This window comes from Streptomyces sp. NPDC001599, assembly GCF_042893535.1.
Classification (GTDB): Bacteria; Actinomycetota; Actinomycetes; order Streptomycetales; family Streptomycetaceae; genus Streptomyces.
Map to the genome: position 1 here is coordinate 754,776 of NZ_JBIAVA010000001.1, position 20,343 is coordinate 775,118.

15 protein-coding genes and 1 tRNA gene are annotated in these 20,343 nt (G+C 70.4%); 5 read left to right on the forward strand and 11 right to left on the reverse strand.

What is annotated here, in order from left to right:
- Positions 1-25: 25 nt before the first annotated feature.
- A complete protein-coding gene (locus ACFYZ3_RS03425; RefSeq protein WP_388513690.1) occupies positions 26-1,834 on the reverse strand; it encodes a bifunctional metallophosphatase/5'-nucleotidase in 1,809 nt (602 codons plus the stop codon).
- Between the two features lie 214 nt (positions 1,835-2,048).
- Here ACFYZ3_RS03425 and pyk point away from each other — a divergent pair, with 214 nt between their 5' ends.
- On the forward strand, positions 2,049-3,479 hold the full coding sequence (gene pyk, locus ACFYZ3_RS03430; RefSeq protein WP_388513691.1) for a pyruvate kinase: 1,431 nt from the start codon (positions 2,049-2,051) through the stop codon (positions 3,477-3,479).
- A gap of 49 nt (positions 3,480-3,528) precedes the next feature.
- On the opposite strand, the gene ACFYZ3_RS03435 is transcribed toward pyk, so the two are convergent.
- Positions 3,529-3,602: transfer RNA gene (locus tag ACFYZ3_RS03435), tRNA-Leu, on the reverse strand.
- 101 nt (positions 3,603-3,703) lie between these two features.
- Between ACFYZ3_RS03435 and ACFYZ3_RS03440 the strand changes: the two genes are divergently transcribed.
- A complete protein-coding gene (locus ACFYZ3_RS03440; protein WP_104635570.1) occupies positions 3,704-4,360 on the forward strand; it encodes an ANTAR domain-containing response regulator in 657 nt (218 codons plus the stop codon).
- A gap of 79 nt (positions 4,361-4,439) precedes the next feature.
- Here ACFYZ3_RS03440 and ACFYZ3_RS03445 read toward each other — a convergent pair whose 3' ends face one another.
- From ACFYZ3_RS03445 to ACFYZ3_RS03485, 9 genes are all read right to left on the reverse strand, one after another.
- Positions 4,440-5,156: an ABC transporter ATP-binding protein gene (locus ACFYZ3_RS03445; protein ID WP_328559893.1), complete on the reverse strand. Its 717-nt coding sequence runs from the start codon at positions 5,154-5,156 to the stop codon at positions 4,440-4,442.
- Positions 5,153-6,082, reverse strand: a complete 930-nt coding sequence (locus ACFYZ3_RS03450) for an ABC transporter ATP-binding protein (RefSeq protein ID WP_361007599.1) — start codon at positions 6,080-6,082, stop codon at positions 5,153-5,155. Before ACFYZ3_RS03450 ends, ACFYZ3_RS03445 begins: the two co-directional genes overlap by 4 nt.
- Before the next feature lie 5 nt (positions 6,083-6,087).
- Positions 6,088-7,914, reverse strand: a complete 1,827-nt coding sequence (locus ACFYZ3_RS03455) for a branched-chain amino acid ABC transporter permease (RefSeq protein WP_388513694.1) — start codon at positions 7,912-7,914, stop codon at positions 6,088-6,090.
- A 5-nt stretch (positions 7,915-7,919) separates the two neighbouring features.
- On the reverse strand, positions 7,920-8,852 hold the full coding sequence (locus ACFYZ3_RS03460; protein WP_003976808.1) for a branched-chain amino acid ABC transporter permease: 933 nt from the start codon (positions 8,850-8,852) through the stop codon (positions 7,920-7,922).
- Positions 8,853-8,966: 114 nt separating this feature from the next.
- Positions 8,967-10,202, reverse strand: a complete 1,236-nt coding sequence (locus ACFYZ3_RS03465; protein ID WP_388513696.1) for a branched-chain amino acid ABC transporter substrate-binding protein — start codon at positions 10,200-10,202, stop codon at positions 8,967-8,969.
- A 287-nt stretch (positions 10,203-10,489) separates the two neighbouring features.
- Positions 10,490-11,086, reverse strand: coding sequence for a Tat pathway signal sequence domain protein (locus ACFYZ3_RS03470; RefSeq protein WP_388513984.1), 597 nt, complete (start codon positions 11,084-11,086; stop codon positions 10,490-10,492).
- The gene (locus ACFYZ3_RS03475) at positions 11,083-11,559 is read right to left on the reverse strand and encodes a hypothetical protein (protein WP_388513698.1); all 477 of its coding nucleotides are present in this window, start codon (positions 11,557-11,559) and stop codon (positions 11,083-11,085) included. The genes ACFYZ3_RS03470 and ACFYZ3_RS03475 overlap by 4 nt, the downstream gene beginning before the upstream one ends.
- A gap of 197 nt (positions 11,560-11,756) precedes the next feature.
- Positions 11,757-12,245: a PaaI family thioesterase gene (locus ACFYZ3_RS03480; RefSeq protein WP_388513699.1), complete on the reverse strand. Its 489-nt coding sequence runs from the start codon at positions 12,243-12,245 to the stop codon at positions 11,757-11,759.
- A gap of 95 nt (positions 12,246-12,340) precedes the next feature.
- Positions 12,341-14,620, reverse strand: coding sequence for an FdhF/YdeP family oxidoreductase (locus ACFYZ3_RS03485; protein ID WP_388513700.1), 2,280 nt, complete (start codon positions 14,618-14,620; stop codon positions 12,341-12,343).
- A gap of 211 nt (positions 14,621-14,831) precedes the next feature.
- Here ACFYZ3_RS03485 and polA point away from each other — a divergent pair, with 211 nt between their 5' ends.
- The 3 genes from polA to ACFYZ3_RS03500 all read left to right on the forward strand — a co-directional run bounded on the left by polA (position 14,832) and on the right by ACFYZ3_RS03500 (position 20,335).
- The gene (polA, locus tag ACFYZ3_RS03490; RefSeq protein ID WP_388513702.1) at positions 14,832-17,555 is read left to right on the forward strand and encodes a DNA polymerase I; all 2,724 of its coding nucleotides are present in this window, start codon (positions 14,832-14,834) and stop codon (positions 17,553-17,555) included.
- Positions 17,556-17,858: 303 nt separating this feature from the next.
- Positions 17,859-18,227, forward strand: coding sequence for a hypothetical protein (locus ACFYZ3_RS03495; RefSeq protein WP_388513703.1), 369 nt, complete (start codon positions 17,859-17,861; stop codon positions 18,225-18,227).
- Between the two features lie 302 nt (positions 18,228-18,529).
- The gene (locus ACFYZ3_RS03500) at positions 18,530-20,335 is read left to right on the forward strand and encodes a lytic transglycosylase domain-containing protein (protein WP_388513704.1); all 1,806 of its coding nucleotides are present in this window, start codon (positions 18,530-18,532) and stop codon (positions 20,333-20,335) included.
- Positions 20,336-20,343: the final 8 nt, after the last annotated feature.

Consider the following 20,343-nt stretch of genomic DNA (forward strand, 5'->3'; position numbering starts at 1 on the left):
CCAGGGCCGCCTCGGGCCCCGTGCGTCAGAACACGGGTACGCCGTCGCGCGTCAGCGACCAGTCCGCGGACGCGAAGTCCTTCGGGTCCAGCACACCCTTCGCGGTCGCCCACTCGGCGATCCGGGTGCGGATCTCCGTCGACTCCGACCACAGCTCCTTGGCCGCCGCCACGTGCGGGAAGGCGCCGCCGCCGTTGGCCCGGTAGTTGTTCACGGCCAGCACGAACTGCTGGGCGTCGTCCAGCGGGGCACCGCCGTAGGTCAGGTTCCTGATCCGTGAACCGGCCGCCTGCGCCACGTCGATCTCGTACTTCAGCCCCGACACGTAGTCGTAGTTGTAGTCCGGGCGGCCGTTCGCGTTGGTCAGCTTGTCCATGTCCACCGGCGCACCGGCGGCCGTCCGCACGTAGTACTCCGCCGAGTACTCCAGGTACGCCCGCAGCTGCGCGCCCGTCAGCAGCTTCGCGACCAGCGTGTTGTCGTACACGTACAGGCTCGACAGGTCCCGGATCGTCACGTCGCCGGCCGGGATCTCGGAGGTCCGCGAGAAGGGCGACGCCTGCGCGAGGACCGGCAGCGCGGCGTACTCCGTGCCCGCCAGCGCCGCCTTGACCACGTCCTCCTGCACCTTGGTGATCAGGTCGATGATCGGGGCGTCCTTGTACCGCGCCTCGACCGTCGTCAGCGTCTCGGTGGCGGTGCCCACCACCTGGTTGACGTAGGCCACGACCTTCTCGTGCTCGTCCGCCAGCAGCTTCGTGATCCTCGGGTCGTCCTCGACCGCGTTGGAGTTGCGCAGCGACGCCTTCACCGACTCGACGTGCCAGCGGCCCCGCTCGAAGACCAGCTCGAAGTCGAACAGGGTGAGCCGCTCGGCGAAGCACAGCGGCTCCGACAGCACGACCGTCTTCCCGGTCTCCTCGTTGACGACCTTCAGCTCGGCGATCTCCTCGTGCGCGTGCCCGACCAGGATCGCGTCGATGCCCGGGACCTGCCGGGCCACGTTGGCCGCCGCGTTCTCGACGTAGGGGACCTGGTCGCCGTAGGAGGAGGTGCCCGAGGAGCCCGAGTGCGCCGAGACGACCACGACGTCCGCGCCCATCGAACGCAGCTTCGGCACCCACTTGGCCGCCTGCTCCTCGAGCCCCGGGAAGGCCAGCTTGCCCTGCACGTACGCCTTGTCCCAGATCGCGATGCCCGGGTTGGTCAGCCCCAGCACCGCCACCTTCACCGGCGGCGCGCCCTTCACCCGGAACGTCTTCATGAAGTACGGCGGGAAGGCGGGCTTCAGGGTCTTGGCGTCCACCGCGTTCGCGCCGAGCAGCGGGAAGTCGCACTGCTCCTCGAACCTGCGCAGCGTCTCGATGCCGTAGTTGAACTCGTGGTTGCCGAGCGCCACCGCGTCGTAGCCGATGGCGTTCATCGCCTGCGCCATCGGGTGCACCGGCCCGCCCTCGGCGGTGATCGGGTCGACCTTCGCGTAGTAGTACGTCAGCGGGGTGCCCTGGATGGTGTCGCCCGCGTCCACCAGCAGGGTGTTGCGGCGGCCCTTCTCCTCGCGGACCTGGTTCACCAGGGTGGAGATCCGGCCGAGGCCCTGGGCGTTGCCCGCCGCGTCCGTGTACTCGGCGTCCTTGAAGTAGTCCCAGTTGAAGACGTGTCCGTGCAGGTCGGTGGTGCCGAGCACGGTGAGCGCGTACCGCTTGGGCTTGCGGCCGCCCCGGTGCGCGGGGGCCGCGGCCTCGGCCGCCGGAGCCGCCGCCGCCCCGGCCAGGGCGACCCCCGCCCCCGTGACGGCGGACCTGCTCAGGAACTTCCGGCGGTTCAACGGCATGACTGACTCTCCTTGGAGACCCTTGCAGACAGTGGCAACGCGCGTAGATTCTGTCCTGAACATGCCTCCTGTCAAGAGGTGGCGGACCATCCGAATGCTCATCGGAGCGGCAGCGCGCACAATTCAACACTTGTCAATAACCCTTTACTCAAAGGTTGTTGAGTGGTCATGCGTGGCCAATTCGCTACCCGGCAGTAAGTCATAGGCTCGACTCATGCGCCGAGCAAAGATCGTCTGCACTCTTGGGCCCGCCACCGACTCGTACGACCAGATCAAGGACCTGGTCGACGCCGGAATGGACATCGCCCGCTTCAATTTCAGCCACGGCACCCACGCCGAACACGAAGAGCGCTATCACCGTGTCCGCAAGGCGTCCGACGAGACCGGCCGCAGCGTCGGCACCCTCGCCGACCTTCAGGGTCCGAAGATCCGCCTCGGCCACTTCGGTGAAGGACCCGTACTCCTTGAACGCGGCGACAGCTTCACCATCACCGTCGAGGAGGGCGTCGAGGGCGACCGCCACATCTGCGGCACCACCTACGCGGGCCTGGCCGAGGACGTCACCCCCGGCGAGCGCGTCCTCGTCGACGACGGCAAGGTCTGCCTGGAGGTGACCGGGGTCGAGGGGACCCGGGTGCGGACACGGGTGATCGAGGGCGGCATGGTCTCCGACCACAAGGGCCTCAACCTGCCGGGCGTCGCGGTGTCCGTGCCCGCCCTGTCGAAGAAGGACGAGGACGACCTGCGCTGGGCGCTGCGGGCCGGCTTCGACGTGGTCGCGCTCTCCTTCGTGCGCAGCGGACGCGACGTCCTCGACGTGCACCGCATCATGGACGAGGAGGGCCGCCGCCTCCCCGTCATCGCCAAGGTCGAGAAGCCGCAGGCCGTGGAGAACATCGAGGACATCGTCGCGGCCTTCGACGGGATCATGGTCGCCCGGGGCGACCTCGGCGTCGAGATGCCCCTGGAACAGGTGCCGATCGTCCAGAAGCGCGCCGTCAAGCTGGCCAAGCGCAACGCCAAACCGGTCATCGTCGCCACCCAGATGCTCGACTCGATGATCGACAACGCCCGCCCCACCCGCGCGGAGGCCTCCGACGTCGCCAACGCGGTCATCGACGGCACCGACGCGGTGATGCTCTCCGGCGAGACCAGCGTGGGCAAGCACGCCACCGACACGGTGCGCACGATGGCCCGGATCGTCGAAGCGGCCGAGGAGGACATCCTCGCCAAGGGACTCCCCCCGCTGACCGAACGGAACAAGCCCCGCACCCAGGGCGGTGCGGTCGCCCGCGCCGCCGCCGAGATGGGCGACTTCCTCGGCGCCAAGTTCCTGGTCGCCTTCACCCAGTCCGGCGACACCGTCCGCCGCCTGTCCCGCTACCGCTCGCCCATCCCGCTGCTCGCCTTCACCCCGGAACCGGCGACCCGCTCGCAACTGAGCCTGACCTGGGGCGTGGAGACCTTCCTGGGGCCGCACGTGGACTCCACGGACGCGATGGTCGACCAGGTGGACGAACTGCTCACCAGGTACGGCCGCTGCGAGAAGGGCGACGTCGTGGTCATCACGGCCGGCTCACCGCCGGGGGTGTCCGGCACGACGAACCTGGTACGGGTGCACCACATCGGGGAGGACGACCGCTGAACGGGTGTCCCCGCAGGTGCATCGGGATGCCTTCGAAAGGAAGGGAAAGTGCCCCGGGTGGGACTCGAACCCACACTGAATGCCTTTTGAGGGCATCGTCTCTGCCGATTGGACTACCGGAGCCTCTTCGAACCGAAGGTCAGTGTAGCCCCTCGGTGACTCAAACATACAGGAGCTAGGTAGGCTCTTGTCAGCAGTACCCCTGCCCCGAACGAGGAGCCCACGTGACCGCCCCCGAGTCGCCCCAGCCCGTAGACGTGCCCGACGACGACCAGTCGCACGTTCCTCCGCTGACGACCCGCGTCGTCATCGCCGAGGACGAGGCGCTCATCCGGCTGGACCTCAAAGAGATGCTGGAGGAGGAGGGGTACTCCGTCGTCGGTGAGGCCGGTGACGGGGAGCAGGCCGTGGAGCTGGCCCGCGAGCACCGGCCCGACCTGGTGATCCTCGACGTCAAGATGCCCAAGCTCGACGGCATCTCCGCGGCCGAGAAGATCGCCGAGGAGTCCATCGCGCCGGTCCTGATGCTGACCGCCTTCTCGCAGCGCGACCTGGTGGAGCGGGCCCGGGACGCCGGGGCCATGGCGTACCTCGTGAAGCCGTTCAGCAAGAGCGACGTCGTGCCGGCGATCGAGATGGCCGTCTCGCGGTTCACCGAGCTGAAGGCGCTGGAGAAGGAGGTCGCCGACCTCAGCCTCCGCCTGGAGACCCGCAAGCTGGTGGACCGCGCCAAGTCGGTGCTCCAGACGGAGTACGGCCTGACCGAGCCGGCCGCCTTCCGGTGGATCCAGAAGACCTCCATGGACCGGCGGATGTCGATGCAGCAGGTGGCCGAGGCGGTCATCCAGGACGCCGAGGAGAAGAAGGCGTCCAAGGGCTGAGTCCCCGACGTACGACTGAGGCCCGCGTTCCCCGGTGTGGGGGCGCGGGCCTCGGCCGTACGGTGCTCCGCGGCGGCCGTCAGTCCTCGCCCAGGTAGGCCTTGCGGACCGACTCGTCGTGCAGCAGGTCCTGGCCGCTGCCGGACAGGACGATGTTGCCGACCTCCATGACGTGGCCGTGGTCGGCCAGGGACAGGGCGGCCTGGGCGTTCTGCTCGACGAGCAGGATGGTGGTGCCCTCGGACTTCAGCTCGGCGATCGTCGCCATGATCTTCTGCATCATGATCGGCGAGAGACCCATGGAGGGCTCGTCGAGCATGAGCAGCTTGGGCTGCGACATCAGGGCACGGCCCATGGCGAGCATCTGCTGCTCACCGCCGGACAGGGTGCCCGCGGCCTGCTTGCGGCGTTCACCGAGGATCGGGAAGAGGTCGTAGGCGCGCTGGATGTCCTTCTCGATGCCCGGCCGGTCGCTGCGCAGGAAGGCGCCGAGACGCAGGTTGTCCTCGATCGTCATGCGCGGGAAGATGTGCCGCCCCTCGGGCGAGTGGGCGAGACCCAGCGAGACGATCTGGTGCGCGGGGACCTTCTTGAGCGACTTGCCACCGAATTTGATCTGGCCGCCGACCGGCTTCAGCAGCCCCGACAGGGTGCGCAGCGTCGTGGTCTTGCCGGCGCCGTTGGTGCCGATGAGGGTGACCACCTCGCCGGCGTCGACCTTGAAGGAGATGCCCTTGACGGCCTCGATCTTGCCGTAGGCGACGCGGAGGTCCTCGACCTCGAGCAGTGCGGTCATCGGTCGTTCTCCTTGCCGGCCGCGGTGTCCGTGGTGGTGTCGGCCCGGGTGGCCTCGGCCTGGGCGGCTTCGGCGGCCTCCACCTCGGCCGCCTCCGCGGCGCCGGGGTCGTCGGCGAGGGGTTCGCCGAGGTATGCGGCGACGACGCGTTCGTCGCCCTGCACCGTGGCGCTGTCGCCCTCGACGAGCTTCTCGCCCTGGACGAGTACGGCGACGCGGTCGCAGAGGTTGAAGATGAACCGCATGTCGTGCTCGATGACGAGGACGGCGATGCCCTGGTCGCGGATGGCGAAGACCAACTCCTCGGTGGCCCGCGTCTCCTGGGGGTTCATACCGGCCGTCGGCTCGTCCAGGAGCAGCAGCCCCGGCTCGCTGGCCAGCGCGCGGGCGATCTCCAGCTTGCGCTGCTCGCCGTAGGGCAGATTGCGGGCGAGGTGGTCGGCCTTGGGCGCGAGGCCCACGAACTCCAGCAGTTCCATGGCGCGTTCCCGGGACGCCTTCTCCGCCCGGTGGAAGCCGGGCCCGCGCAGCACGGCCGACCAGAAGCCCTCCTTGGTCCGGGTGTGCCGGCCGACGAGCACGTTCTCCAGGACCGTCATGTTGGCGAACAGCCGGATGTTCTGGAAGGTACGGGCGATGCCGGCGGCGGTCACCTTGAAGGACTTGGCCGGCAGGACCTGGTCCTTGTAGCGGACCTCGCCCTCGGTCGGGATGTAGAGGCCGGTCAGGCAGTTGAAGAAGGTGGTCTTGCCGGCGCCGTTGGGGCCGATCAGGCCGACGATCTCGCCGCTGTTCACGGTGAGGTCGACGCCGTTCACGGCGGTCAGTCCGCCGAAGCGCATCGTGACACCGCGCGCGTCGAGGATGGTGGTGCCGGGGGCGGGGGCGCCCGGTGCGGTGTCCTTGGTGGTGGTGTCGGTGGTCATGGTGGTCAGGCCCCTGTCTTGCTCAGGACTGCGGGCGCTTCGTCCTCTTCGTGGAACTCCAGCTTGCGGCGCCGGTTGGCGATGAGGCCCTCCGGGCGGAAGCGCATCAGCAGGACGAGCGCGAGCCCGAAGGCGAGGAGCTGGTAGTCGTCGAGGAACTGGAGCTTGTTGGGAATCAGGAAGAGCAGCGCCGCACCGATGAGCGGGCCGGCGATGGTGCCCATGCCGCCGAGCACGACCGCGGCGAGCAGGAAGGCCGAGTTGGGCGGCGTGGTGCCGGCGAACAGGTACTGCTCGGGGGTGACGGTGTAGGTGACGTGCGCCTGGACGGTGCCGGCCAGTCCGGCCAGCGAGGCGCCGACGGCGAACGCGATGAGCTTGACGCGGAAGCCGTTGATGCCCATGGCGAGCGCTGCGGTCTCGTCCTCGCGGATGGCGACCCAGGCGCGGCCGATGCGGGAGTCGCCGCTGCGCCGGAAGACGAGGACGACGACGGCCGTGATGATGAGCATCAGCAGGAAGTAGTTGGCGAACCGGCCGAGGGTGAAGCCGCCGATGTCGTGCGCGACCCCGAGGTCGAAGCCGAGGATCTTGAGGTCGGGGATGGACGAGATGCCGTTGGAGCCGTTGGTGACGTCCGGCCCCGAGGTGCCGTCCAGGTTGTTGGCGGTGATCCGGAAGATCTCACCGAAACCGAGGGTCACGATGGCGAGGTAGTCGCCGCGCAGCCGCAGCGTGGGCGCGCCGATCAGGACGCCGAACACCAGGGAGGCGGCCGCGCCGACCAGGACCGCGGCCCAGAAGGGCAGGTGCAGGTCGAAGGGCGAGCTGGGGGAGCCGGAGACCATGGAGGCGGCGTAGGCGCCGACACCGAGGAAGGCCACGTAGCCGAGGTCGAGCAGGCCGGCGAGGCCGACGACGATGTTCAGGCCGAGCGCCACCGTGGCGAAGATCAGGATGTACACGCCGAGTGTGGCGTACTGGTCGTCGGACTGCGTGAAGGGGAAGCAGGCCGCCGCGATGAAGCCGCCGCAGACGGTGATGTTCTGGTGCCGTGCGGTGATCTCGGTGGCGTGGCTGATCAGCCCGGACCGGTGGAGGGCGGCGAAGCCGAAACCGGTGACGATCAGGAAGCCGATGAACAGTTCGTCGTACTCGGTGCCGATGCCGTAGGTGAAGACCAGCAGGGCCACGGCGAGGATCGCGACGATGACGAGGATCTCGACGTAGGAGGGGAGCGCACGCACGGGCCGCGGCTCTTTCGAGGCGAAGGCCGCCCGGACGGTCTGCCACCGCTGCGAGCTGCTGTGCTTGAACTGGTCCCAGCCGGTGTCGTCGGGGTCGAAGGGGTCGGGCTCGGGGCGCTCGAAGGGCAGCGCGAGGGCGCCCAGGAACGCGACGAGGGTGACGGCCGCGGCGATGTAGCCGCCGGGTTCGAGGTTGACGAGGCCGCCGAGCTTGGTGCTGATCGCGAGGACCGTGTACCAGGTGGTGGCGAAGGCGGCGAGCGCGGCGAACTTGAGCGCGGCGTCGGCACTGGCGGGCGCGAGCCAGCCGAGCCCCTTGACGCCGTACGACGCGAGGCCGAACAGGGTGGTGAGGGCGCCGGCGATCAGCACCAGGACCTGGAGGCCGCCGGGGTAGCCGTAGACGGTGAGGTCGCCGGGGAACTCGGCGGTCCAGGTCCAGGCGAGGAAGGTGGAGACGACGGTGAGGACGCCGCCGCCGGTGGCGAGGGCACGGCCGAGGTTCGCGGGTATGCCGATGAGGCCGGAGGGTTCGCCCGGTACGGGGGCGCCGGTGTTCTTCGGCGCGGTGGTCTGTGTGGTCATCGGTGTCACGCCCTGTCCGCAACGCGTTCGCCGAGCAGGCCCTGTGGCCTGAACAACAGCACGAGGATGAGGAGGATGAAGGCCCAGACGTCCGCCCAGGACTGGCTGCCGAACTTGTCCAGGCCGGGGATGTCGGCGATGTAGGCGGTGGCCAGGGTCTCGGCGACGCCGAGGACGACACCGCCGATCATGGCGCCGTAGATGTTGCCGATGCCGCCGAGGACGGCCGCCGTGAAGGCCTTGAGACCGAGGATGAAGCCCATCTTGAACTCGATCTGGCCGTACCTGAGGCCGTAGGCGACGCCGCCGACGGCGGCGAAGACGGCACCGAGGGCGAAGGCGATCACGATGATGCGGTCCGTGTTGACACCCATCAGCTTGGCGGTGTCCGGGTCCTGCGCGGTGGCCTGCATACCCCGTCCGGTGCGGGTGCGCATCACGAAGAAGCCGAGGATGGCCATGCTCACCGGGGCGACGACGAACAGGAAGATGTCGCCGGTCTGAAGGGTGACGTTGCCGATGTGGAAGGGCCCGCCGTCGATCTGCGGGAAGGGCCGCGCGGACTTCGCGTCCGGGTACCAGGCCCACACCGCCTGCTGCAGGGCGAGGGAGAGGCCGATCGCGGTGATGAGGGGCGCGAGCCGGGGTGCGCCGCGCAGGGGGCGATAGGCGAACCGTTCCGCCCCGACGGCGACGGTGGTGGAGACGATCACCGCGCCGATGAGCATCAGGGGCAGGGCGATCAGCATGGAGGTGCCGTCGGGCAGGATGTACATGTAGACCGTGAGTGCGCCGAAGGCGCCGGTCATGAAGATCTCGCCGTGGGCGAAGTTGATGAGCTGGACGATGCCGTAGACCATTGTGTAGCCGATGGCGACGAGCCCGTACATGGATCCCAGTAGCAGGCCGTTGACCAGCTGCTGCGGCAGTTCGTTCACCGCATGTCCTCCGAGACATTCGGACGTTCGACGGATGGTGTGGCCGGATGCGAGTCCGCGCGGGGCGCCAGTGGAACAGCGCCCCGCGCGGCTCGTGGGCAGTGGTGCGGTCGGTCAGCCGGTGTAGGTACCGGACTTGACGGACTTGAAGGCTCCGTTCTCGACGGAGTAGACGGTGAGCTGCTTGTTGGTCGCGTCACCGAACTCGTCGAAGGAGACCTTGCCGGTCACACCGTCGAAGGAGACGTTCTGCATGGCCTCGGTGACCTTGGCGCGGGCGTCGTCGGGAAGCTTCCCGCCGTTGTCCTCGACGACCTTCTTGACGGCCTCGATGATCGCCCAGGCGGAGTCGTAGGAGTAGCCGCCGTAGGCCGCGAAGTCCTCCTTGTAGCCCTCCGTCTTGTAGTCGGCCACGAACTTCTTGGCCGAGGGGAGCTCCTCGACGGGCGCGCCGACCGAGGTGGCGAGGTCGCCGTTGGCGGCGGCACCGGCCAGCTTGATGAAGGTGTCGTCCTTGATGCCGTCGCCGCCGACCAGCGGAATCTTGGCACCGGCCTCCTTGATCTGCTTGCTCAGCGGACCGGCCTGCGGGTATTCACCGCCGTAGTAGACGACGTCGGCGCCGGAGTTCTTCACCTTGGTGGCGACCGAGGAGAAGTCCTTGGTGTCCGGGTTGATGTGCTCCGTGCCGACCACCTGGCCGCCGAGCTTCTTGAACTCGTCGGTGAAGGTGCCGGCGAGGCCCGCGCCGTAGGTCTTCTTGTCGTCGATGACGAAGACCTTCTTCTTCTTGGCGTCGTTGTAGACGTACTGCGCGGCGAACGGGCCCTGAATGGCGTCCGTGGTCGCGGTGCGGAAGTACGACTTGTACTGGCGGACCTTCTTGGTGCGCCAGTCCGGGCCCTGGGTGAGGGAGGGGCCGGTGTTGGCCGGGGAGACCTCGACCAGCTTGGCGGTGTCGAAGACCTTCTGCATGGACTCGCCGACCGACGAGTTCAGCGGGCCGACGACGCCGAGGACGTCCTTGTTGGCGACGAAGCTGCTGGCGTTCTGCTGGCCGACGGAGGGCTGGCCCTGGTCGTCGAGCGCTTCGACCTTGAAGGTGACGCCCTCGACGGTCTTGTTCTTGTTGGCCGTCTTGGCCGCGAGGTCCGCCGAGTTCTTGATGCCGAGGCCGAGCGCGGACAGGTCGCCGGTCAGCGGGGCGTCGACACCGATGACGACGGTGGTGCCACCGCCGCCGTTGCCGGAGTCCGAGCCGCCGTCGTCGTCGCGCGAGCCGCAGGCGGTGAGGGTGAGCGCTCCCGCCGCCAGAGCGGCGGTGATGGCGATGAGCGAACGTTGACGCACGATCAGTCCTTTCCCTGGCACGGCCGCTTCCCCGTGGAGGCGGTCGAGTCGAGCGCGGGGCCGAAATGACAATCCGACGGCGCGGTGACTGGCCGTGACTCTAAGCGTGTGTGGGGAAGGTGGAGGAGGGTCTGACTGAGGCTGTGACTCTCTTGTTATGACACCGGGTATTGCAGAGCGGTACTGGCTGGGAAGAAGGGCTGAATTCAGGCCGATTCGCCCTGTCCGCATGCTGAGAACCCGCAGGACGGAACGGACCGGTTCAGGCGTCTGGGGCGTTTTGGTGATTACCTCGAATCGTTGCTGCAGGCGACCTCAAGGGCCCGGGAGAGGTCCTGCGCATAGCGCGATCCCAGGATGAAACTGTGGGCTTCTATTGCGCGCACATTACGCAGCGTTACATCCAGGAAAGGGAGTCCGGGATTCCGGGGCGCTTTTTCACATTCCGTCACCCGTAGCGTGACAATGATCTTGCGGGCGGAATGCGAATTTGTCTGGAAAGGTGCCGCGGGGGAGGTGGTCACCGCGAGCCCGTCGTAGGGCTGGGTCAGCCGCGTCACGGTGACGGGCGGCCCGCTGCGCACGCTCAGCAGCACCGTGAAGCTGTAGCCGGCGGCCCGGGTCCCGGGCGAGCCGGTCACCGGGGCCACGTAGACCAGGTCCACCGCCTGGGACGGGTAGGGCGGCGGGGGAGCGGGGCGCGGCTGCGGGCGGCTCGCGTACAGGTAGCCGCCGCCCGACAGGACGACGAGGGCGGCGGCGGAGACGAGGACGGTGCGGCGGTGGCGGTCGTAGCGCAGGGCCAGGGGGCCGCGCGGGCGGGGCTGCGGGACGTCCCGGACGTGGGTGTCCTCGCCCGGCTCGACCGGTCCGACGCCGCTCATCGCTGCCACGGGCCTACGCTCGGACCGCCGTCGCGGTACCGCTCGGCACATGTCCGGCGCACCTGGCGGTCGATCAACTCTCCTGCGGCGCGGGCGCCTTGCTCTCGCTTCGCGGCCCGTGCCGCGGCCACGACCTCCCGCAGGATGTCGTACTGCCGGTTGGACAGCCCCATCGACTGATAGTCGCCGTACGGCACGCCGCCGTCCAGTGTCTCGCGCGCCCAGTACCCGACGGCGCTCACGCACAACTCGGCGCCCGACAAGGGGCGTGGGGAACCGGACGACGCGCCGGACGCGGACGAGGGGGACGTGCTGAGCGCCGTACCGGCAGAACCGCCCGCCCGGTCGTCGGGGTCGCCGCCGCACCCGGCGGCGAAGACGCCGATCAGCAGCGCGAGAGCCAGGGACCGGGCCAGGACCCGGGCCCGATGCGGAGTCAGGGCCGCGGGAATCCGTACGCCCCCTCCGGGCACGGCCCGCCCCCGCACGACACGGCGCCGAAGCGCCGCCGCCCCCGGCCGAGAGCCCCCTCCCCGTCCCATGCCCCGACGCTAGAGCGCCCGGCGGCAGGGGGCAATGCCCGTGGCCGGGGCGGAGGGTGCCGAAGGCGCCTCGGACTCGCGTGTCGTATCCCGCGGCCGCGTCTGCGGCACGATCCGCCGGACAGGCCTCAGCCGGCCGTGGCGGTCCGGGCTCCGTCGCCGGGGTTCACGTCCCGCAGCAGGCAGGTCAGCCGGGCGGTGCACACCCGGCGGTCCTGCTCGTCGCTGATCACGACCTCGTACGTCGCCGTCGACCGGCCGCGGTGCACCGGCGTCGCCACCCCGGTGACCAGACCGGAGCGGGCCCCGCGGTGATGGGTGCAGTTCAGGTCGACACCGACGGCGATCTTGGAGGAGCCCCCGTGCAGCATCGAGCCGACCGACCCGAGCGTCTCGGCCAGCACGGCCGAGGCACCCCCGTGCAGCAGCCCGTACGGCTGGGTGTTGCCCTCCACCGGCATGGTGCCGACGACCCGGTCCGCCGACGCCTCGACGATCTGGACACCCATGCGAGTCCCCAGATGTCCGGCGGAGAACAGCGCCGGCAGATCGACGCCGAGCGCGGCGTACTCGTCGATGACCTCCTGCGGGAACTGCACCTGCTGCTGCTCGCCCATGGGCCGGCTCCGTTTCGTCGATCCGTCTGTGTGCCCGCCGGCCGGCCGCTCGCTCGGAGGCGCCGGCCGGCTGCTTCGCTTCGCTGAGCAAACGCTCAGTCGGTCGCCGATTGTTCCAGACGGACGACCACGGACTTGCTGGCCGGGGTGTTGCTGGTGTCCGCGGTGGCGTCCAGCGGCACCAGCACGTTGGTCTCCGGGTAGTACGCCGCCGCGCAGCCCCGGGCCGTCGGATAGTGCACGACGCGGAAACCGGGCGCCCGCCGCTCCACCCCGTCCCGCCACTCGCTCACCAGGTCGACGTACGAGCCGTCCTCGACGCCCAGCTTGCGGGCGTCCTCCGGGTTGACCAGGACGACGCGACGGCCGTTCCTGATCCCCCGGTAACGGTCGTCCAGGCCGTAGATCGTGGTGTTGTACTGGTCGTGCGAGCGCAGCGTCTGGAGCAGCAGCCGCCCCTCGGGCAGCTCGGGGAACTCGACCGGCGCGGCGGTGAAGTTGGCCTTCCCGGTGGCCGTCGGGAAGCGGCGCTCGTCGCGCGGGGCGTGCGGCAGGGCGAAGCCCCCGGGGTGCGCCACGCGCGCGTTGAAGTCCTCGAAGCCCGGCACGACCCGCCCGATGCGGTCGCGGATCGTGGCGTAGTCCTTCTCGAACTCCTCCCACGGCGTGCGGCTCCCCTCGCCCAGCACCCGCCGCGCCAGCCGGCACACGATCGCGGGCTCGGACAGCAGCTGCCCGCTCGCCGGCTCCAGGCGGCCGCGCGAGGCGTGCACCATGCCCATGGAGTCCTCGACGGTCACGAACTGCTCGCCGCCGCCCTGGAGGTCACGCTCGGTGCGGCCCAGGGTCGGCAGGATGAGCGCCCGCGCGCCCGTGACCGCGTGCGAGCGGTTCAGCTTCGTCGACACGTGCACGGTGAGCCGGGCGCGGCGCATGGCCGCCTCGGTGACCTCCGTGTCGGGGGAGGCGGAGACGAAGTTGCCGCCCATGGCGAAGAAGACCTTCGCCTCGCCGTCGCGCAGCGCGCGGATCGCCCGCACGACGTCGTACCCGTGCTCGCGCGGCGGGGCGAAGCCGAACTCCTTCTCCAGGGCGTCCAGGAAGGCGGGCGCGGGCCGCTCGAAGATGCCCATCGTGCGGTCGCCCTGCACGTTGGAGTGGCCGCGCACCGGGCACACGCCCGCTCCCGGGCGGCCGATGTTGCCGCGCAGCAGCAGGAAGTTCACCACCTCGCGGATCGTGGGCACCGAGTGCTTGTGCTGGGTCAGGCCCATCGCCCAGCACACGATGGTGCGCTCCGAGGCGAGCACCATGCGCAGCGCTTCTTCGATCTCCGCGCGCGTGAGACCGGTCGCCGCGAGCGTGTCGTCCCAGTCGGCGGCGCGGGCGGCCGCCGCGAACTCGTCGTAGCCGTGCGTGTGTTCCTCGACGAAGGCCTCGTCGACCGCGCCCCGAGTCTCGAGGATCAGCTTGTTCAGGAGCCGGAACAGCGCCTGGTCGCCGCCGAGGCGGATCTGGAGGAACAGGTCGGTCAGCGAGGCGCCCGCGGTGAGCCCCTTGGGGGTCTGCGGGTTCTTGAAGCGCTCCAGACCCGCCTCGGGCAGCGGGTTGACGCTGATGATCCGCGCGCCGTTCGCCTTCGCCTTCTCCAGGGCCGAGAGCATCCGCGGGTGGTTGGTGCCCGGGTTCTGGCCCGCCACGATGATCAGGTCGGACTTGTAGAGGTCCTCCAGCAGGACGCTGCCCTTGCCGACGCCGATCGTCTCGGACAGGGCCGAGCCGGACGACTCGTGGCACATGTTGGAGCAGTCCGGCAGGTTGTTGGTGCCCAGCTCGCGCGCGAAGAGCTGGTAGAGGAACGCCGCCTCGTTGCTGGTGCGCCCCGAGGTGTAGAAGACGGCCTCGTCGGGCGAGTCCAGGGCGGCGATCTCCTCGGCGACGATGCCGAAGGCGCGCTCCCAGGTGACCGGCTCGTAGTGCTCGCCGCCCTCCGGCAGGTACACCGGGTGCGTCAGCCGGCCCTGCTGGCCCAGCCAGTAGCCGCTGCGGGTGGCGAGGTCGGCGACGGGGTGCGCGGCGAAGAACTCCGGGGTGACCCGGCGCAGGGTGGCCTCCTCGGCCACGGCCTTCGCGCCGTTCTCGCAGAACTCCGCCTTGTGCCGGTGCTCGCCCTCCGGCCAGGCGCAGCCCGGGCAGTCGAAGCCGTCCTTCTGATTGACGCGCAGGAGCGTCAGCGCCGTCCGCTTCACTCCCATCTGCCGCTGCGCGACCCGCAGGGTGTGGCCGATGGCCGGGATGCCCGCCGCCGCGTGCTGGGGCTCCGACACCTGCGGCGCGTCCTGAACCGGATCACCCTTGGGCGGCTTGCTCGCCATCGCGCGCTCCTTCGCTTACGCGTTGTGAAGTACGTCTCCGATCCTCGCACGCCCCGGTGACACCGAGGCCGTCCGGGAGGGGGCGGAGGTGGTGGGCGAAGGTTGCGGAACCTGCGGGGCCGGCGCCGCGCGCCCGGCGCGGACGGCGTGGGACGTGGCGGAACGGTGAGGGCGGAGCCGAGTGTCAGTGGCACGTGGCAGGATCGGTGTCGTGGCGAAGAAAGCATCGAAGAAGACCGACAGCACCTCCGGTGACCGACCGCGGCTGATGCTCATGGACGGGCACTCGCTGGCGTACCGCGCGTTCTTCGCGCTGCCCGCGGAGAACTTCACGACCGCGACCGGCCAGCCGACCAACGCGATCTACGGTTTCGCGTCGATGCTGGCCAACACCCTGCGTGACGAGGCGCCCACGCACTTCGCGGTGGCGTTCGACGTCTCCCGCAAGACCTGGCGGTCCGAGGAGTTCACCGAGTACAAGGCGAACCGCTCCAAGACCCCGGACGAGTTCAAGGGGCAGGTGGAGCTGATCGGTGAGCTGCTCGACTCCATGCACGTGCCCCGGTTCGCCGTCGAGGGCTTCGAGGCGGACGACGTCATCGCCACCCTCGCCACCCAGGCCGAGGCCGAGGGCTTCGACGTGCTGATCGTCACCGGCGACCGCGACTCCTTCCAGCTGGTCAGCGAACACACCACGGTCCTCTATCCGACCAAGGGCGTCTCCGAGCTGACCCGCTTCACGCCGGAGAAGGTCTTCGAGAAGTACGGGCTGACCCCCGCCCAGTACCCCGACTTCGCTGCGCTGCGCGGCGACCCGTCCGACAACCTGCCGGGCATCCCGGGCGTCGGCGAGAAGACCGCCGCGAAGTGGATCAACCAGTTCGGATCGTTCGCGGAGCTGGTCGAGCGCGTCGACGAGGTCAAGGGCAAGGCCGGGCAGAACCTGCGCGACCACCTGGAGTCCGTGAAGCTCAACCGCCGGCTCACCGAGCTGGAGCGGCGGGTCGAGCTGCCGAGGACCGTCACCGACCTGGAGCGGACGGCGTACGACCGCAAGGGCGTCGCGGTGATCCTGGACACCCTGGAGATCCGCAATCCTTCGCTGCGCGAGCGGCTGTACGCCGTCGACCCGGGCGCCGAGGAGGCCGAGGCCACGCCGGTGGTCGCGGACGGCGTGGAGCTGGACGGCACGGTGCTGGGCACGGGCGAGCTGGCCGGCTGGCTCGCCGAGCACGGCACGCAGCCGCTCGGGGTGGCCACGGTCGACACCTGGGCCCTGGGCACCGGCTCGGTGGCCGAGGTCGCGCTCGCCGCGTCCGACGGGAAGGCCGCCTGGTTCGACCCGACGGAGATCGACGAGGCCGACGAGACGGCGTTCCGCTCCTGGCTCGCCGACCCGGACCGGCCGAAGGTCCTCCACAACGCCAAGGGCGCGATGCGCGTCTTCGCCGAGCACGGCTGGAGCGTCGCCGGCGTGGGCATGGACACCGCGCTGGCCGCCTACCTGGTCAAGCCGGGCCGCCGCTCCTTCGACCTGGACGCGCTGTCCCTGGAGTACCTGCACCGCGAGCTGGCCCCCGCCGCCGCGGCCGACGGACAGCTCGCCTTCGGCGCGGACGAGGGCGCCGAGGCCGAGGTGCTGATGGTGCAGGCCCGCGCCATCCTCGACCTGGGCGAGGCCTTCGAGAGCCGCCTGGCGGACGTCGGCGCCGCCGACCTGCTGCGCGACATGGAGCTGCCCACGTCCGCGCTGCTCGCCCGCATGGAGCGGCACGGCATCGCGGCCGACCGCGAGCACCTCCAGGCCATGGAGCAGATGTTCGCGGGCGCCGTGCAGCAGGCGGTCAAGGAGGCCCACGCCGCTGCCGGACGCGAGTTCAACCTGGGCTCGCCCAAGCAGCTCCAGGAGGTCCTCTTCGGCGAGCTGAACCTGCCGAAGACCAAGAAGACCAAGACCGGCTACACCACCGACGCCGACGCCCTGGCCTGGCTCGCCGCCCAGACGGACAACGAGCTGCCGGTGATCATGCTCCGTCACCGCGAGCAGGCCAAGCTGCGCGTCACGGTGGAGGGCCTGATCAAGACGATCGCCGCGGACGGCCGCATCCACACCACGTTCAACCAGACGGTCGCCGCGACCGGCCGCCTCTCGTCCACCGACCCGAACCTCCAGAACATCCCGGTCCGCACCGACGAGGGCCGCGCCATCCGCCGCGGCTTCGTGGTCGGCGAGGGATTCGAGTCCCTGATGACGGCCGACTACAGCCAGATCGAGCTGCGCGTGATGGCCCACCTGTCGGAGGACGCGGGCCTGACCGAGGCGTTCACGTCCGGCGAGGACCTGCACACCACCGCGGCGGCCCAGGTCTTCTCCGTCGAGCAGTCGGCCGTGGACGCGGAGATGCGCCGCAAGATCAAGGCCATGTCCTACGGACTCGCGTACGGGCTGTCCGCCTTCGGTCTCTCCCAGCAGCTGAACATCGAGGCGGCCGAGGCCCGCGGCCTGATGGACGCCTACTTCGAGCGCTTCGGCGGCGTCCGCGACTACCTGCGCCGGGTCGTCGACGAGGCACGGGCCACGGGCTACACGGCGACCCTCTTCGGCCGCCGCCGCTACCTCCCCGACCTCAACAGCGACAACCGCCAGCGCCGCGAGGCGGCCGAGCGCATGGCCCTGAACGCGCCGATCCAGGGCACCGCGGCCGACATCGTCAAGATCGCCATGCTCAACGTGGACAGGGCGCTGCGCGAGGCCGACCTCAAGTCCCGCATGCTCCTCCAGGTCCACGACGAAATCGTCCTGGAGATCGCTCCGGGCGAGCGCGCCGCGGCGGAGGAACTGGTCCGCCGCGAAATGGCCAACGCCGTGCAGCTCAGCGTCCCCCTGGGCGTCTCGGTGGGCGCGGGCCCGGACTGGGAGTCGGCAGCGCACTAGCCGCCCCCGGCCCCCGCTGCGGGCAGTCGCCGCGCCCCGCCCCCCCGCTGCGGGCAGTCGTGCCGCTGGGGCGGCACGGGTGGGCGCAGCGGCACCCCGTCGGCGCCGGGCTGCGCCCCCGCCCCGCCCACGCCGGCCGGCCCGTCGGCGCCGGGTTGCGCCCCCCGCCTCGGCGCCGCGAGCCGCCCCACCCCGTCGGCGCCGGGCCGGGCGGCGCCGGCGGGACCCGTGTTCCACCGCCCCCGTCACTCCGGTGGCCCCCGAGGAAACGCCCCCGCCCCGGTCTCCCGTGAGGATGCGGGCATGGGTATACGCATGCTCCACCACCGGACGACACCGGCACGGGCACGCACCGACGGACCCGCCCGCGTGCCACTCCTCCCGGTCCCGGTCTTCGCACCGGGCGCAAGTACCGGCCGCATCCCCACCACCGTCACGACGGTCCTGCACCGCACCGCGACGGACCTCCGCCGCAGGCTCGCCCACCGGGCCCCCGCGACCGCCGCCCCGCACGGAACTCCCGCCTGGCAGCTCTGGGCCGACCTGGCCCGCGGTTACCTCGCGCTGGCCCTCTCCCTGCTGCCTCGGCCCCGACCCGCCCACACCTTCACCGTCTTCGTCGCGCCCGCCGACACCCCCGGCGCCCGACCCGGCGGTCCGGCCCCCTACTGACGGCGGCTCCGGACGGCACGCCTGCCGTATTGACCGAGGGCGAACGGCAACAGAACGTCTCATATGGCCAAGTGGTGAATGTCGGGCAGGAACGGGTGCCCGTGCAAAGAAAGTTGCCGTAGGGTCGCCTGCGGCACCGTACTGGTCGAACAGACGACCACGGTGCTCGGAGGACGGCGGTGCAACCGTCCGCGCCGGTCGCTCGTCACAACAGGGCGGATACAACGGGTACGACCGGCCAGCACGACAGCAGAAAACGGACGGAGACGGACGCGCGGGCGTCCAGGGGAGGGGTTCACTCTATGGCGGCGCATTTCGACAGGAGGCTCCGCAAGGCGGCGCTCACCACCACCGTGGCGGCGGTCGCGGTCGCGGCCCTGTCCGCGTCCCAGGCCCCCGACGTCACGGCCGACGGCAACGGCAGACAGACCACCGCCGACAACGCGCCGACGTCCGACACGCCCTCCCAGGACAGCGCCACCGGCAACTCGCCCTACTACACCGACCTGCCGCCGCTCAACAGCCCCAGCCCCGCCCCGACCACAGGCACCCCCTCCTCCCCGGGCTCGCCCGAGGCAGGCATTCCCGCGACCGTGCTCGACGCCTACAAGAAGGCCGAGTCGGAACTGCGCCGATCCAAGCCCGGCTGCAACCTGCCGTGGCAACTCCTCGCCGCGATCGGCAAAGTGGAGTCCGGTCAGGCGCGCGGTGGGCGCGTCGACGCCTACGGCACCACCATCGGCCGCATCATCGGCCCGCAACTCGACGGCAACGGCTTCGCGCTCATCAAGGACACCGACAACGGCGTCTACGACGGCAACAGCAGCTACGACAACGCCGTCGGCCCCATGCAGTTCATCCCTTCCACCTGGGCGTGGGCGGGCCGCGACGGCAACGGCGACGGCAAGGAAGACCCCAACAACGTCTATGACGCCGCGCTCGCCGCCGGCCACTACCTGTGCCGCTTCGACTGGGACCTGTCCGACCAGGACGACCTCGACAGCGCGATCCTCAGCTACAACAACTCGCAGGACTACCTGCGCACGGTCCTGTCGTGGCTGGAGCACTACCGCAAGGGCACCCACGAGATCCCGGACGGCACCGGCAGCCTCCCGGTCGGCCGCAGCGACGACCCCCCCACCGGCATCGGCACCGGCACCGGTTCCCCGGGACGCGGCACGGGTGCGAGCAGCCGACCCCAAACCCCCGGCACGGCGACGCCCGGTCCGGGAGGGAGCCCGAACAAGCCGCCGACGTCGGGCAGGCCCACCGATCCCGGAGGCCCCAGCACCAGCCCCTCAACGCCGCCCACGGACCCGGCGCCGCCGACCGAGACCCCCACGCCCACCGACACCGTTCACCACCTGGAGAACGCCGGCGCCACGGGGTTCAGCGCGATCGCGGGCGACACGTTCGCCAAGAAGATCAGCACCCGCGCCGAGACCAAGGCCGGAGAGGCCGTCGGAAAGGTGCGCATCCGCTTCACCGTCCTGGGCGACACGGACGCCACCTTCACCGGCGGTGAGAAGGTCGCCGCGGTCACCACCGACGCCTCCGGCGTGGCCGTCGCGCCCGCGCTGGTGGCGGGCGAGCAGACCGGCGGGTTCACCGTCCGGGCCACCGTCATCGGCCGTACCGTCCCGGGTCTCGACTACAAGGCCACCGTCACCGAGCGCGTCGCCGACGCCCTCACCAGCACCGGCGAGACCGAGCTGACGTGCACGCCGGGCGGCGAGTTCGCCGACCCGATCGAGGTGAAGGCCACGCTCAAGGGCGCGGTCGCGGACAAGGTCGCCGTCACCGCGACCCTCATCAAGTCCAAGGACGACCCGGCCGAGAACGACAAGGGCCCCTACTTCAAGGACGCCGACGGCAAGGCCGTCCGTACGCTGACCGGCCGGAAGACCGACGCCAAGGGCCTGCTGGAGCTGCCGAAGCTGTACGCCGACGACGCGGAGGGGACGTACATCCTGCGCCTCACCACGCCGGGCGGCGCCGCGCTCGACATCACCCTGAAGGTGGCCAAGGCGGCCGACCCGACGCCGGACCCGTCGACCGGTCCGTCGACGGCCCCCTCCACCGAGCCGTCGACCGAACCTGAGGCGTAGGCACCGTG

Coding starts and splice junctions, on each gene's coding strand:
- ACFYZ3_RS03485 (WP_388513700.1), bottom strand. CDS start 14,620: ATGGCGAGCAAGCCGCCCAAGGGTGATCCGGTTCAGGACGCGCCGCAG.
- ACFYZ3_RS03455 (WP_388513694.1), bottom strand. CDS start 7,914: ATGACCACACAGACCACCGCGCCGAAGAACACCGGCGCCCCCGTACCG.
- ACFYZ3_RS03480 (WP_388513699.1), bottom strand. CDS start 12,245: ATGGGCGAGCAGCAGCAGGTGCAGTTCCCGCAGGAGGTCATCGACGAG.
- ACFYZ3_RS03470 (WP_388513984.1), bottom strand. CDS start 11,086: ATGAGCGGCGTCGGACCGGTCGAGCCGGGCGAGGACACCCACGTCCGG.
- pyk (WP_388513691.1), top strand. CDS start 2,049: ATGCGCCGAGCAAAGATCGTCTGCACTCTTGGGCCCGCCACCGACTCG.
- ACFYZ3_RS03500 (WP_388513704.1), top strand. CDS start 18,530: ATGGCGGCGCATTTCGACAGGAGGCTCCGCAAGGCGGCGCTCACCACC.
- ACFYZ3_RS03450 (WP_361007599.1), bottom strand. CDS start 6,082: ATGACCACCGACACCACCACCAAGGACACCGCACCGGGCGCCCCCGCC.
- ACFYZ3_RS03445 (WP_328559893.1), bottom strand. CDS start 5,156: ATGACCGCACTGCTCGAGGTCGAGGACCTCCGCGTCGCCTACGGCAAG.
- ACFYZ3_RS03495 (WP_388513703.1), top strand. CDS start 17,859: ATGGGTATACGCATGCTCCACCACCGGACGACACCGGCACGGGCACGC.
- ACFYZ3_RS03425 (WP_388513690.1), bottom strand. CDS start 1,834: ATGCCGTTGAACCGCCGGAAGTTCCTGAGCAGGTCCGCCGTCACGGGG.